The organism is Corynebacterium pilbarense, assembly GCF_026930265.1.
Lineage (GTDB): Bacteria > Actinomycetota > Actinomycetes > Mycobacteriales > Mycobacteriaceae > Corynebacterium > Corynebacterium pilbarense.
Window position 1 is genome coordinate 74,304 of the sequence record NZ_JANRML010000003.1, and the last position, 14,196, is coordinate 88,499.

Here is a 14,196-nt window from a genome sequence, read left to right on the forward strand (position 1 = left end):
CTTATGCGCGGTTGCGGTTGAGCAGGAAGACCACCGCACCGATCACGGCCAGTAGCAGCACGCCGAGACCGCCCAGCAACGGCAAGGACAACCCGCCCGACTTGTCCTCCGTGGCTTCGGTGCTCTCCGCTGCTTGTGTGGTTTCCTCCACCGTTTGCTCCTCATCTGAGCCGCTAGCACCGTCGAACTTGATCGGCTCATCCGACGGCTCGGGGCCGTTCTCATAAGTCGGGGTCCAGTCTGGGCCGCCGTCGACCGGCTCGCCGTCGAGCATCACCACAAACTCGTACGGTTGCTCCACTTCGGTGGCTTCGTCTTCGCTCTTCGCACCCATTCCCACGTGTAGGAAGTAGTAGCCCTGGTGCGGATTATCCCCGCCGTACATCGTGTGCTGCGCCGGCGAGACCGGGCCACTTTCCTCTTCCTCGTCATAGAAGCTGAAGTCTCTCGTTCCAACTTCAAGGCGTGTTGGGTCGAAAATCTTGATCTTCACCGAGTCTGCGTCGTTGGTGACTGACTCTTTGACCTTCATTTTCAGCACTGGACGCTGGCCCCAAGTCACCGGAATCTTGTAGAAGCGGTACTCGCCGGGGACGATCTTGTCGGAATAGGTGCCCTCGCTGATTTCCACCGCGTCGTTGAAGCTGGTGCCGCCAGCGATTTCCTCGGCGGTGCCGAACGGGACCTCTCCGTCGTACTTCCCGGAGGAGATAACCTTGTCCGACCATTCCTTGGCCTGCTCTTTTTCCGGGATCGGCTCGTAGAACACGTTGACTTCGACGTTGACGTCGTCGACAAGCTCCGCGCCACCTTTGTAAATCTGCGTGGCTATCAGCCAGTTGCTCATGTCGCAGTCATCGGCTTGCTCCTCACGCGTCAACGAGACCCAGTAGGGTTCCATGGCGAACTGTGCGCTGCCTGCGATGCTGCTGGGAAATAGTTTCGTTCGAGCCTTGCCGCAGGTCGGGTCATTCTCGTTCGTTTGCGCAGAGGACTCGAGTTCTACCTGAGCATCTTGGAAGTGGCCGTCGGGCTGCCAGATCGGGGTCATAGTGATCAGCGCCTTGTGCCCCTCCGGCACGGAGACGCGGAAGTAGCGGTCGGTCTTCGCGTTCGAATCCGGGGTCACCTTGGTCTGGTACTGGCCCTGGCCAAGCCACTTGGCGTCCTCCGGCGAATCCGCAAACTCAAACGGCGTGCCCTCAACCTTGTACTTGCCAATGTCGCGCTGGGCCAGGAACTTCAGCGACGTCGCCAGGCTGCTCGCATCTTTGGCCTCGAGGAACTGGCCGTTGCCGGCCTCCGCGATGCACTGCAGCTCCTTGCGCGCCGCGTCGTCCACCTGGAAACCCACTGTGTGAATGGCCAGGTCAACGCCGTCTTCGGCCAGCTCCTTGGCCACCTCGCACACCGGCGGCGGGGCGCAGGAGTCGATACCGTCGGACACTAGAATGATCGAGCGCTCCCCCTCGCCGCCCAGCTCCTCAGCGGCCTTGCGCAGCGAATTGCCCATCGGGGTGTAGCCCTTCGGCTCCAGGCCGTCGATAGCCGACGTGAACTTCGCCTTGTCCACCCTGCCGACCGGGACGAGAGTGTCAATATCCTTACACCCCTGCTCCCGGTTATCCGGCGCATCCGACTCATTCGCGCCGTACACCGTCAGCCCCATTTTCGCCGTCTCCGGCAGCGACTCCACCAGCTCATTCGCCGCCTTTTTCGCCGATTCCATGCGTGTGCCCTCGGCGTCTGCCTCAACCATCGACGAGGATGCGTCCAAAATCAGCATCGCCTTGCTATCGTCCGAGCCTTCGGAAGCCGCGGATGTCTTCGTCGACGTCGTCGAGAACGACGAGGTCTCCGTCACTGTCGACACCGCCGTCGACGATTGCCCCCACGCCACCGGCGCCCATGCCAAGCAGCAACACACCGCAATCATCAGGGCGAGAACGACCCTCGCGCCTTTCTGCGAAACCGACCAACTCATTTTCACGCGCCCTTCTCCGTTGTGTGCAGAATCACTTTGGACAATAAAAGAACTTCACCACACCTGCACGCCTCGTTATCACTTTGTGAAACCCCGACCCTCATTCTGCAGCCGCAGAATCCGCGCGCCTCGAAAGTCTCATCTAACACTTGAGGGTGTTCTGCGGCCGCAGAATCGTTTGGCCCCCGACCGCCCAACCTTCAACCCGAGGTTGAAGGTATTCTGCGGCCGCAGAATCATTTTTCAATCGTCGAAAATATTTTTGAAGGACCCCTTTACATCGCACACATTTTCGCCTACCCTCGACCCCACAGCGACCATCCAGCCATCGCCCAGGGGGCTTTCCGTGACCACAGCCACCAGCAAAACACTGCAGCTTATAGACGATCTAAAGTTCCACCACTGCGAATCCCACACCCACCGAGCAGACATGCTCGACGCACTTGGCCAGCTCGACGAAGAAGGAATTGCCGAACAACGTGGCGAAATATCCACTGCCACATGGATCAAACGCGAGCTCAATCTCCCGCCATCCACCGCGTACGAGTATCTCCGCGTCGCCCGAGGCCTACGCCGGTTCCGCCTGTTATATGAGACGTTCCGTTCCGGCGTGATGCCGTACAACACGATGCGTTTCCTGCTGAAATTCATGCATGAGGAGAACGAGGAAGAACTGATCGACCTCGCACTCATCCATGCCTTTTCCGAGCTCGAACGCATCCTCGCCGGCACCGACACCGCCGATGAGAACGAACCCGAAGAACCGTTTGTGAAGGCCGATTTCCGCGCCGACGGAATGATGGATTTCCGCGCGCTCCTTCCCGCGGTACGCGGACAAGCACTGCTCACCGCGTTGAAGGTCGCTCAGCTGGCCAATTACTGCGCCGAGCTACCCAACTCAGAAGAGCTCGCGGACCCGGACAAGCTTGACGAGTTCATCGCGGCGGCCGAAGCAGAAGCAGAGTCTTGCCCGCCTGATTTCACTGCGGACGCCCCTAAACCGAGGAAGTCCAAACTCGATCTGGAGTCGATTCTGCGCCCGCCCTCACGCTTCGGCCCGCCGGAGAAGAAGGACCTCTACCCCGCCTTCATCGCCATGATGGACATGGTGCGCGACAGCCCCACTAGCCCGCTTCGATCTCCCGGCGCCCACGTCAACATCGTGCTCACAGAGGACGGCGGTGCGTGGATGCCGGAGAACACCTCGGCGAGATCCCAGGAAGTGCGAAGCTACATCGCGAACGCTACGTTGCGCCTGCACCTGCTGGACAAGAAGGGGTTGACCATCAACGTCGGCCGCGCGCAGCGCTTCGCCACAGACGCACAGGTCCTCGCACTATTGACGGCCTGGGGGCACCAGTGCGCGATGCCCGGATGCAGCCATCGCCGATTCATCGAGATCCACCACATCAAGGAATGGGAAGACGGGGGCGCCACCAACATGGACAACCTAATTCCGCTGTGTTCCAGCTGCCACTCCAAGATCAGCCACGGCCTAGCGCATATCCGGGCCCACGGTCCGGACTTGTACTTCCGTCTGAAGGACGGCACGCAGTACGTCTCCAGAAACCGCTCGCTGCCCAGGCGCACCCACAACCACCGGGGCCCGCTGCGAGACACGGTCACGCCGGGCGACAGCTTCGACGAGCCGGGTGCAGGCCAGCACCCGGGTCAGGCAGGCGCTTAGTCGTGCACTAGCTCCGCGGTGGCCGGGCCGGCGACGTCGAGTTCGATGACGCGGAGGCCGGCGGAGCGTGCTTCGTCGAGAAGCGAGGGCTCCACCTCACTGGTGGTGAGCACGAGCGCGGTCGGGCCGGCGCCGGAGAGGTAAGCGGCGTGGCCGCGGTTGCGCAGGCGATTGACCCACTCGGCTGTGACCGGCAAGACATCTGCGCGGTAAGGCTGATGGAGGCGGTCACGGGTGCCTTCGAAAAGCAGTTGAGGGTGGTGCTGCAGCGCCGCTGTCATCACCGCGGTGCGCGAGACGTTGAAACGCGCGTCCGTGTGGGTGACGTGGCTGGGCAGCACCTTGCGCACCGCGTTTGTGGAAGCGTGGAAGTCGGGCACGAGGGCGACGGCCTTGATGGACTCGTCGACCGGGATGCGCACGGCGCGGTAGGACGGCTTGGATTGGCCGTCGACGGGGATGTCGGTCCAAGACACCACTGCCCCGCCGAGCGCGGATGCGCCGGCGTTGTCCGGGTGACCTTCGAACTCGGAGGACAGCTGCACGACCGCGTCCTCGTCGAGCGGGGAGCCGGCCAGTGCGTTGGCGGCGAACACGCCAGCGACGGCGGCCGAGGCGGAGGAGCCGAGGCCACGGGACTGCGGGATGGTGTTGTGGCACACCACGCGCAGGCCGGGGGCGGACACGTCCGCGGCGGCAAGGCCGGACTGGATGGCCTTGACCACAAGGTTGGAGCTGTCGCGGGGCAGATCGTCGGCGCCCTCGCCGAAGATCTCCACCTCGAGGCCGGAGTCGGTGACCTCCACTTCCACGGTGTCGTAGATACTCAACGCGATGCCGAGGGTGTCGAAGCCGGGGCCCAGGTTTGCCGAGGAACCGGGGACGGTGACCTTGACTTTCAGGCCGGGCTGCAGATCGATTGCCATTGCGAAGGCCCCTTAGGAGTCGAGTCGGATGACGGAGTTGACCGCGAGCACGTCGTCGTGGCCGGAAAGCTGCTCCACGATAGCGTTGAGGTCCTGCTCGCGGGCGGCGTGGGTGACAACGATGAGGTGGGCCTCGTCGCCGGACTCCTCCTGGCGCACCGCGGACAGCGAAATGCCGGCCTTGGCGAAGCGGGCGGTGAGATCGGAGAGGACGCCGACGCGGTCGTTGACGGTCATGTTGATCGTGTAGCGGGTGGTTACCTCCTCGAACGAGACAACCGGGTAGTCCGCGTACGGGTTCTCGGCCGGGGCGCGGCCGCCGTGGACCTTGTTGCGTGCGGCGCCGACGAGGTCGCCGAGTACTGCCGATGCGGTGGGGGCGCCGCCGGCGCCGTTGCCGTAGAACATGAGTCGACCTGCTGCTTCTGCCTCGACGAAGATGGCGTTGTAGGACTTATCCACGGACGCGAGCGGGTGCTCGTTGGGCACCAGCGTCGGGTGGACTCGGGCGTTGACGCCGGTGGTGTTGCCGGCGTCGTCGACAAGCCGCTCGCAAATGGCAAGCAACTTGATGGTGTGGCCGGATTTCTTCGCGGCATCGATGTCGTCGGCGGTGATCTTCGTGATGCCTTCGCAGTGCACGTCATCGAAGGTCACGCGGGTGTGGAAGCCCATGGAGGCGAGGATGGCGGCCTTGGAGGCAGCGTCGTGGCCCTCCACGTCCGCGGTCGGGTCGGCCTCTGCGTAGCCGAGTCGGGTGGCCTCTGCCAGCGCCTCCTCATAGTCGGCGCCGGTGGATGCCATGGCGTCGAGAATGAAGTTGGTGGTGCCGTTGACAATGCCGGAGATGCGCTGCACCTGGTCGCCCGCAAGGGAGCGGCGCAGCATGCCCACCACGGGGATGGCGGCGGCGACGGCGGCTTCGTAGTAGAGGTCGACGCCGGCGGCGTTGGCGGCGTCTGCAAGCTCGGCGCTGTGGGCGGCCACCAGGGCCTTATTGGCGGTGACCACCGACTTTCCGGCCTTGAGCGCTTCGAGGACGAGCTCGCGCGGGTAGTCGATGCCGCCGATGAGCTCGACCACGATATCCACGTCGTCGCGGGTGACCAGTTCGCGCGCGTCCCCCGTCAAGTACAAACCCTGGACCTCGGGGGCATCTTTATGCTTCTCGACGTCCGACACCGCAACACCCCTCACCTCGATCGGGCCGCCAATACGGTGCTCCAGGTTGGAGGAGAATTCGGAGAGAAGGCGCAGCACCTCAGTACCGACGGTGCCCTTGCCCAGCACGGCAATGCCCACGGGGGTGCCGATGCCCTTGCCCGGGTAGTTGCCGTTATATCCCTCGGCTGTGGCGGAAGTCATGATGCGAGTAGCTCCTTCGTCGTACGTGACAGGGATCAGCGGTGAACCGCTTTGTCTACTATCGCGCAAAAGACACTGACGGTCAATTAATATTCGCGCGCAATCAGATCCTCGACAGTCTCCCGCCGCACCATGGGCGTGACCTCGCCGCCGCGCACGGACACGACTGCCGGGCGGCCAAACGCGTTGTAGTTCGAGGCCATTGAGTAGCAGTAGGCGCCAGTGGCGGCCAGCGCGATGAGATCGCCCGGGGCGATATCGTCGGGCCAGGAGGCCTCCTCCACCAGAATGTCGCCGGACTCGCAGTGGGAGCCGACCAGGCGCGTGTCGGTGGGGGCGCCGTCGGTGAAGCGGTTGACCACGCGGGCGTCGTAAAGCGCGCCGTAGAGCGAGGGGCGGATGTTGTCGCTCATGCCGCCGTCGACGGCGACGTAGCGCCGCGACGTGGTGTACGAGGTGTCCACGTCCTTGATCACGCCGGCGGTGTAGACGGTTACCGCGGACGGGCCGGCGATCGCGCGGCCGGGCTCGACCACCACGGTGGGCGCGGCGATGCCCAGCTCGTCGGCGACCTCCTGCACCGCGGTGAGCAGGTCGTGCGCCACAGCGTTGACGTCCAAAGGCGACTCGCCCGGCATGTACGCGATGCCGTAGCCGCCGCCGAGGTCGAGGTAGCCCAGCGCCACGCCCTGGGTCTTCCAGATCTCGGCGTACAGGCCCAGCACGCGCTCCGCGGCGAGCTTGAAGCCCTCGGCGTCGAAGACCTGGGAGCCGACGTGGCAGTGCAGGCCGGTCAGCTCCAACCAGTCGGAGGTGATGGCTGCGGCGGCGGCCGACAAGGCGTCGCCAGTAGCGAGCGAGATGCCGAACTTCTGATCCTCGTGGCTGGTGGCGATGAACTCGTGGGTGTGGGCGTCCACGCCGGGCTTCACGCGCACGAAGACGTCCTGCTTCACGCCCGCTTGCTTAGCCACGGCCTCCAGCTGCGCCAATTCCTGATGCGAGTCAATGACCACGTGGCCGACCTTTGACTCCACGCATAGACGCAGGAACTGGTCCGACTTGTTGTTCCCGTGCACGGTGATGCGCTCCGGCGGAAAGTCCGCGGCCAGGGCGATGCGCAGCTCATTCTCGCTGGCCACGTCCAGCGCGAGGCCCTCCTCGTCGACCCAGCGGGCCACGCGGCGGGTGAGAAACGCCTTGGACGCGTAGTGCACGTTTTCGGGCGCTAAAAACGCGGCGGCCATGTCGCGGCAGCGCGAACGGAAGTCGTCCTCGTCGATGACCACAACCGGGGTGCCGTACTCCGCGGCGATCTCCGGGAGCGGCACACCGGCGATGGTGACCACGCCGTCCTCTTCACGCTTGGCGCTGTGGGGCCAGACGTGGGCAGGCAGGTCGTTGAAGTCGCCGTTGTCTTTCTCGTAGGGCGTGGAGACGAAAACGGTCATTTACATCCGCTCCGGTGCGCTCACGCCGATCAGGCCGAGGGCGTTCGCAACAACCTGGCGCGAGGCCATCGCCAGGGCCAGGCGCGCGGTGTGGATCGGCTCCGCTTCCTCGCCGGTCTTGGGCAGGATCTGGCACGAGTCGTAGAACTTGTGGAACGCGCTGGCCAGTTCCTCGGTGTAGCGGGCGATGCGGTGCGGCTCGCGCAGCTCCGCGGCGGCGCGCACGACGGCCGGGTACTCGCCGAGGGTGCGGATGAGGTCGCCCTCCTTGTCGTGGGTGAGCAGCGCCAGGTCCGGGTCGGAGTGGGACACGCCGGCTTCAGCGGCCTTGCGTCCGATGGAGCACAGGCGGGCGTGGGCGTACTGCACGTAGTAGACGGGGTTGTCGGAGGACTGCTTCGTCCACAAGTCCAGGTCGATGTCCAGGGTAGAGTCCACCGAGGAACGCACCAGCGAGTAGCGCGCGCCGTCGACGCCGATCGCGTCCACGAGGTCTTCGAGCGTGATCACGGTGCCTGCGCGCTTGGACATCTTCACGGCCTGGCCGTCGCGTACGAGGTTGACCATCTGGCCGATGAGCACCTCAACGGCGTCCGCGTTGTAGCCCAGCGCCTGCGCCGCCGCCTTGAGACGCGCAATGTAGCCGTGGTGGTCCGCACCCAGCATGTAAATAGCCAGGGTGTGGCCGCGGTCGAACTTGTCGGCCACGTACGCGATGTCGCCGGCGATGTAGGCGGCGTCGCCGTCGGACTTGAGCACGACGCGGTCCTTGTCGTCGCCGAAGTCGGAGGAACGCAGCCACCACGCGCCATCGTTTTCGTACAGGTTGCCGTTGTCTTTCAGCGTCTGCACTGCCTTGTCCACCGCGCCTGATTCGAACAGGGAGTTCTCGTGGAAGTACACGTCGAAGTCCACGCCGAACTCGTGCAGGGACTGCTTGATCTGCGCGAACATCATCTCCACACCGGCCGCGCGGAAGGTCTCCTGCACCTCGGCGTCCGCGCCATCGAGGGCGCCGGGATGCTTATCGACGACCGCCCGGGAAATCTCGTGGATGTAATCGCCACCGTAACCGTCCTCCGGGGTGGGCTCGCCCTTCGCGGCGGCCACCAGCGAGCGGGAGAAGCGGTCGATCTGCCCGCCGTGGTCGTTGAAGTAATACTCGCGGGTGACTTCCGCGCCGGCGGCCTCGAGCACGCGGGCGAGCGAGTCGCCCACTGCAGCCCAGCGGGTGCCGCCCAGGTGGATCGGGCCGGTGGGGTTGGCGGAGACGAACTCGAGGTTGATCTTCTCGTCTGCGTAGAGGTCGCAGTGGCCGAACTTCTCCGCCTCGTCCAGGACCTTCGCCACGAGCTGGCCCTGCGCGCCGGCGGCCAGGCGCAGGTTAATAAAGCCTGGACCGGCGATCTCGGCGGAGTCGATTGCGGGGTTGTCCGACAGGTCGTCGGCAAGCCAGGTGGCGAGCTCGCGTGGGTTGGTGCCAGCTTTCTTGGCCACCTGGAGCGCGATGTTCGTGGCGTAATCGCCGTGCTCGGGATTGCGGGGGCGCTCCACGGTCACGGTGTCCGGGACGACGGAGGCGTCGAGGTCGTGGGCGGCGAGCACGCGCGTCGCGGCCTCTTTCACGGTGGTTGCGAGTTCAGCTGGCGTCATGGGGCACAAGTCTAAATCACCCGCCGACACTGCACGCAGCATGGCTACCGGCCGCGCGGTGCAATAGGTCACACCAAAGCGATGCCCCTCCATTCGTCACTAACAGGATTAGGGTGGCATATTGTTTTGCAGTCATTGCCCGTACTGACTCGAAAGAGCCTCCCATGGATCAATTCCAAGTGTTCACCGACGCGATCGGTGGCAGCGTGGGCCTCTCGGCGCTGGTGTCTACCCTGCCGTTGCTCACGTTCTTCATCATGCTGCTCGGATTCAAAGCCCGCGCGCACACCTCCGGCGCCGTCGCGCTCGTAGTTGCACTACTGGTAGCCATCTTGGGCTTCAACATGCCCACCACCATGGCTATCTCCTCCGCCTTCCGCGGCGGCTTGTTCGGCCTCTTCCCCATCGTCTTCGTGATCCTGACGGCCATCTGGTTCTACCAGATCACCGTCGCGTCCGGCCGCTTCGAGGACCTGCGCACCGTCTTCGACAAGATGGGCAACGGCGACGTGCGCATCCAGGCGATGCTCATCGCCTTCTGCTTCGGCGGCCTGCTTGAGGCGCTGGCCGGCTTCGGCGCGCCGGTGGCGATTACCGCAACCATGATCCTCGCACTGGGCATCCCGCCGCTGAAGGCCGCGACCGTTGTGCTGCTGGCCAACACCGCTCCGGTGGCGTTCGGCGCCGTGGGCATCCCGATCACCACCGCCGGCGAGGTCGGCGGCCGCACGGTCGAGCAGACCGAGAACATCGCGGCGATCATCGGTAACCAGACCCCGATCCTGGCGTTCTTCGTCCCCTTCATCATCGCCCTGATCATCGACGGCAAGCGCGGCGTGCGCGAGACCGCACCGGCAGCCTTCACCATCGGCCTCACCTTCGCGGTGGCCAAGTGGTGGACCTCCCACTACTTCGCTTACCAGCTCACCGACGTCGTCGCCTGCATCGTCGCGCTCGGTGCTGCGTTCCTGCTGCTGCGTTTCTGGCAGCCGAAGGGCCTCGATGAGATGCGTCAGCGCCTCGAGCTGCCGGCACACACCGAGGATGCGGAGCTTCCGGGCCACCGCGTCTGGATGGCACTCATGCCGTACGCCGTCGTTGTTGTCATCTTCGGTCTTGCCAACCTCGGCAGCACCATTCCGGAGTGGCTGAACAAGTTCCAGATCTCCTTCCCGTGGCCGGGCCTCGATGGCAAGCTTCTCGACGCATCTGGCCAGGCCGTCAACAGCGACTACAACTTCGCCTGGATCAACAACCCCGGCACGCTTCTCGTCATCTCCGCGCTCATTGTCTCCGTGGCCTACATGGTGTTCAACGAGAACGGCCGCTACAGCCTGACCTGGGGCCAGGTGGGCAAGGAATTCACCGACACTGTGTGGAAGATGCGCTGGTCCGCAGTCACTATCGTGCTCGTGCTGGCGCTGGCGTACGTGATGAACTACTCCGGCCAGACCGTGACCATCGGCGAGTTCTTCGCCAACCTCGGCCCGGCATTCGCCTTCTTCTCCCCGGTCCTCGGCTGGGTGGGCGTGGCCGTGACCGGCTCCGACACCTCCGCCAACGCGCTATTTGCCAACCTGCAGGTCACCGCGGCGAACAACTTGGGTCTCAACCCGGATCTGCTGCTCGCCGCCAACACCACCGGTGGTGTTGTGGGCAAGATGATCTCGCCGCAGTCCCTCGCCATTGCCGCGACCGCGGTGAACATGGAGGGCAAGGAATCCGAGATCTTCAAGAAGGTCGTCGGCTGGAGCTTCGGCTTCCTGGTTGCTGTGTGCGTGATAGTCTTCCTTCAGTCGAACGTTTTGAGTGCACTTGCGCCGGTCGTTCCGTAACTGACAACCGAATATCGGAGCCCTCGAGGTCATCACAGCCTGCGGGGGCTTTCATTATTTCCCTGTGATCTCATCTTTTAGGAGTCCGAACATGCGAGTAGCGCTGTTTTCTACTTGTATCGGCGACGCCCTCTTTCCCGACGCGCACAAGGCTTCTGCCATTGTGCTTTCCCGCTTGGGCTACGACGTTGTCTTTCCAGAACAGCAGACCTGCTGTGGCCAGATGCACGTGAACACCGGTTATAAAGAGCAGGCCATTCCGATCATCGAAACTTACGTTGACGCGTTTTCGGACCCCTCCATCGACTACGTCGTCGCCCCCTCCGGTTCCTGCGCGGGTGCTGTGCGCGAGCAGCACGTCGAGCTGGCGGAGCGTTTCGGTTCGAAGGCACTGGCGGACGGTGCTAGGACCGCTTCGAAGAAGACCTACGACCTCTCCGAGTTCATCGTGGACGTCGCAGGCACCTACGACGTGGGCGCGTTCTTCCCGCACCGCGTGACCTACCACTCCTCCTGCCACTCCCTGCGCTTCCTCAAGGTCGGCGACCGCCCGACCGAGCTGCTGCGCCACGTCGAGGGCCTGGAACTGGTGGACCTGCCCAACTCCGAGGAATGCTGCGGCTTCGGCGGCACCTTCTCCGTGAAGATGCCGGAGGTCTCCTCCGCCATGGTTTCGGACAAGGTCCGCCACATCAAGGACACGCAGGCCGAGTACGTCACCGCCGGTGACTCCTCCTGCCTGATGAACATCGCGGGCGCAATGTCCCGCCAGCACCAGGGTATCCGCGCTGTGCACATGGCGGAGATCCTCGCCTCCACCAAGGAGCACCCGCTGACCCCGACGTCCGCGGCATACAAGAAGGAGAAGATGCTGTGAAGGTCGCACTCGGTCAACCCACCATGCCGCCGTACGCCAGCGGCCCGTCCCACCTGCGCGGCAAGGAAAAGTTCCAGAAAGCTGCGCACCACGAGCTCAACGACGTAACCAAGCGCCGCAACTACCAGTACGCCACCACCACCATCCGTGTGAAGCGCCAGGCTGTTGTGGACGAGGTGGACGATTGGCAGGATCTGCGCGAAGCCGGCTCCACCATCAAGCGCGACGTCGCTGCGCGCATGCCCGAGCTGCTGGAGCAGTTCGAGCAGAACGTCACCGCCCGCGGCGGCCACGTCCACTGGGCGCGCGACTCCAAGGAAGCCAACGAGATCATCCAGGACCTGGTCCGCGCCACCGGCGAGGACAAGGTTGTCAAGATCAAGTCCATGGCCACTCAGGAAATCGCCCTGAACGACGAGCTGGAAAAGGCCGGCATCTTCGCGCAGGAGACCGACCTGGCAGAGCTCATCGTGCAGCTCGGCGAGGACTTCCCCTCCCACATCCTGGTCCCGGCGATCCACCGCAACCGCGCGGAGATCCGCGACATCTTCGCCGCGAAGATGCCGAACACGGACGAGACCCTGACCCAGGATCCGGCGGAGCTGGCGGAGGCCGCCCGCAAGTACCTGCGCCAGCAGTTCATGGAGGCCAAGGTGGCCATCTCCGGCGCCAACTTCGGCTGCGCGGATACCGGCACCGTCTCCATCGTGGAGTCCGAGGGCAACGGCCGTATGTGCCTGACCCTGCCGGAGACCCTGATCACCGTCATGGGCATTGAGAAGCTGCTGCCCAGCTTCGAGGACCTCGGCGTGTTCCTGCAGCTGCTGCCGCGCTCCTCCACCGGCGAGCGCATGAACCCGTACACCTCCCTGTGGTCCGGTGTGACGGAGGGCGACGGTCCGCAGAACTTCCACATCGTCCTCTTGGACAACGGCCGCACCGCCGCCCTGTCCAGCGAGATCGGCCGCGAGGCCCTGAAGTGCATCCGCTGCTCTGCCTGCCTGAATGTCTGCCCGGTCTACGAGCGTGCCGGCGGCCACTCCTACGGCTCCACCTACCCGGGCCCGATCGGCGCGATCATCACCCCGCAGCTGACCGGCATCGACTCCTCGGACGACCCGAACGGCTCCCTGCCGTACGCGTCTTCCCTGTGCGGCCGCTGCAACGAGGTCTGCCCGGTGAAGATCCCGATCACGGACATTCTGCTGGAGCTGCGCTACCAGAAGGCGAAGAACGAGCCGAGCCACATCGAGCGCGCGGCGTTCGCTTCCCTGGCCCAGGTCTGGGGTCGCAGCGGCGTGTGGGACAAGCTGGTGCGGATGGTGGCTCTGGGCCGCGTGCTCGGCGGCTTCAACGGCAAGATCGACCTCATGCCGCCGCCGATTTCCGGCTGGACCGAGTACCGCGACGTCGCGGTGCCGCCGAAGAAGTCCTTCCGCCAGTGGTGGGGCTCCGAGGAAGCCGAGCGCCTGCTGGCCGAAGCCCGCGAGCAGGGCGTCCCGGAGGGCCAGAAGGTCACCGGCGAACGTTTCGAGGAAGAGGACAAGTAAATGACTACTCGAGTAACCGGTAATTCTGCCCCGCGTGACACCCGCAACGAGGACGCGAAGCGCGAAATCCTCAAGCGCATCCGCGACGCGCAGCAGCTGTCCAACACGCCGGAGCAGGTGGAAGTGGTTCGCAACTACAACACCTCCTCCGACCTCAGCGCCGACGAGCTGCGCGAGATCCTCATCGACCGCCTCGTGGACTACAAGGCGGACGTTGTGGAAACCACCGAGGCGACCCTCGCCGAGGACATCGTCAAGGTGCTGGCGGACCGCAAGTGCAACGAGGTCGTCTACGCCCCCGGCCTCGACGCCTCGCTTTTCGACGGCTTCGCTGGCACCGCCCGCCCGGATTCCAACGACACCGATCCGCGCGAGCTTTCCGACGTCGACGCCGTGATCACCGACTCCCAGGTCACCTCCGCGCAGACCGGCTCCATCGTGCTGGAGTCCGGCGACGTGTGCGGCCGCCGCGCCCTGTCGCTGGTGCCGGATCGCCACATCTGCATCGTGCGCCCTGAGACCGTCGTCTTCGGCGTGCCGGAGATGATCTCCCGCATCAATCCGGAGCGCCCGGCGACCATGATCTCTGGTCCGTCCGCGACCTCCGACATCGAGCTCGTGCGCGTCGAAGGCGTGCACGGCCCGCGCGACCTCATCGTGATGGTTGTGAAGTAGCCGCTTTAGCGGGCATAACGAAACGGCCGGTCCCTTTCGGGGCCGGCCGTTTCGCTGTCATTGTTTCCCGTGTCACGCCGTTCCCGCGGCGCGCACCAATGATTATGCGACATGGGTGTTGCAAATCCATGGGGTGTAGCTGGGAGTCACCCTAGGGTTCGTTCCAATTTCGTTGGCTGTGATACCGGGTGCT

At 64.5% G+C, this 14,196-nt stretch carries 10 protein-coding genes; 5 read left to right on the top strand and 5 right to left on the bottom strand.

The annotated features are described in order from the left end of the window. Position 1 precedes the first annotated feature (1 nt). Positions 2 to 1,984 (bottom strand): VWA domain-containing protein, encoded by a 1,983-nt coding sequence (locus NUW87_RS03935; RefSeq protein ID WP_269027283.1) that lies wholly within the window; start codon positions 1,982 to 1,984, stop codon positions 2 to 4. Between the two features lie 346 nt (positions 1,985 to 2,330). Here NUW87_RS03935 and NUW87_RS11745 point away from each other — a divergent pair, with 346 nt between their 5' ends. Beyond that, positions 2,331 to 3,671 carry an HNH endonuclease signature motif containing protein gene (locus NUW87_RS11745; protein ID WP_269027284.1) on the top strand — a complete coding sequence of 447 codons (1,341 nt, stop codon included), beginning with the start codon at positions 2,331 to 2,333 and terminating at the stop codon, positions 3,669 to 3,671. Here NUW87_RS11745 and thrB read toward each other — a convergent pair. From thrB to argS, 4 genes are all read right to left on the bottom strand, one after another. Next, positions 3,668 to 4,597, bottom strand: a complete 930-nt coding sequence (thrB, locus tag NUW87_RS03945) for a homoserine kinase (protein WP_269027285.1) — start codon at positions 4,595 to 4,597, stop codon at positions 3,668 to 3,670. The genes NUW87_RS11745 and thrB overlap by 4 nt on opposite strands. 12 nt (positions 4,598 to 4,609) lie before the next feature. Next, positions 4,610 to 5,962 carry a homoserine dehydrogenase gene (locus tag NUW87_RS03950; protein ID WP_269027286.1) on the bottom strand — a complete coding sequence of 451 codons (1,353 nt, stop codon included), beginning with the start codon at positions 5,960 to 5,962 and terminating at the stop codon, positions 4,610 to 4,612. An 86-nt stretch (positions 5,963 to 6,048) separates the two neighbouring features. Beyond that, the gene (gene lysA / locus NUW87_RS03955; protein WP_269027287.1) at positions 6,049 to 7,413 is read right to left on the bottom strand and encodes a diaminopimelate decarboxylase; all 1,365 of its coding nucleotides are present in this window, start codon (positions 7,411 to 7,413) and stop codon (positions 6,049 to 6,051) included. Further along, on the bottom strand, positions 7,414 to 9,066 hold the full coding sequence (gene argS, locus NUW87_RS03960; RefSeq protein WP_269027288.1) for an arginine--tRNA ligase: 1,653 nt from the start codon (positions 9,064 to 9,066) through the stop codon (positions 7,414 to 7,416). A gap of 164 nt (positions 9,067 to 9,230) precedes the next feature. Here argS and NUW87_RS03965 point away from each other — a divergent pair, with 164 nt between their 5' ends. From NUW87_RS03965 to NUW87_RS03980, 4 genes are all read left to right on the top strand, one after another. Beyond that, complete coding sequence (locus tag NUW87_RS03965) at positions 9,231 to 10,901, top strand: L-lactate permease (protein WP_269027289.1); 1,671 nt, start codon at positions 9,231 to 9,233, stop codon at positions 10,899 to 10,901. 91 nt (positions 10,902 to 10,992) lie between these two features. Then, positions 10,993 to 11,778 carry a (Fe-S)-binding protein gene (locus NUW87_RS03970; protein ID WP_269027290.1) on the top strand — a complete coding sequence of 262 codons (786 nt, stop codon included), beginning with the start codon at positions 10,993 to 10,995 and terminating at the stop codon, positions 11,776 to 11,778. Beyond that, positions 11,775 to 13,328, top strand: a complete 1,554-nt coding sequence (locus tag NUW87_RS03975) for a LutB/LldF family L-lactate oxidation iron-sulfur protein (protein ID WP_239219410.1) — start codon at positions 11,775 to 11,777, stop codon at positions 13,326 to 13,328. Before NUW87_RS03970 ends, NUW87_RS03975 begins: the two co-directional genes overlap by 4 nt. Next, positions 13,329 to 14,003: a LutC/YkgG family protein gene (locus NUW87_RS03980; protein WP_269027291.1), complete on the top strand. Its 675-nt coding sequence runs from the start codon at positions 13,329 to 13,331 to the stop codon at positions 14,001 to 14,003. Positions 14,004 to 14,196: the final 193 nt, after the last annotated feature.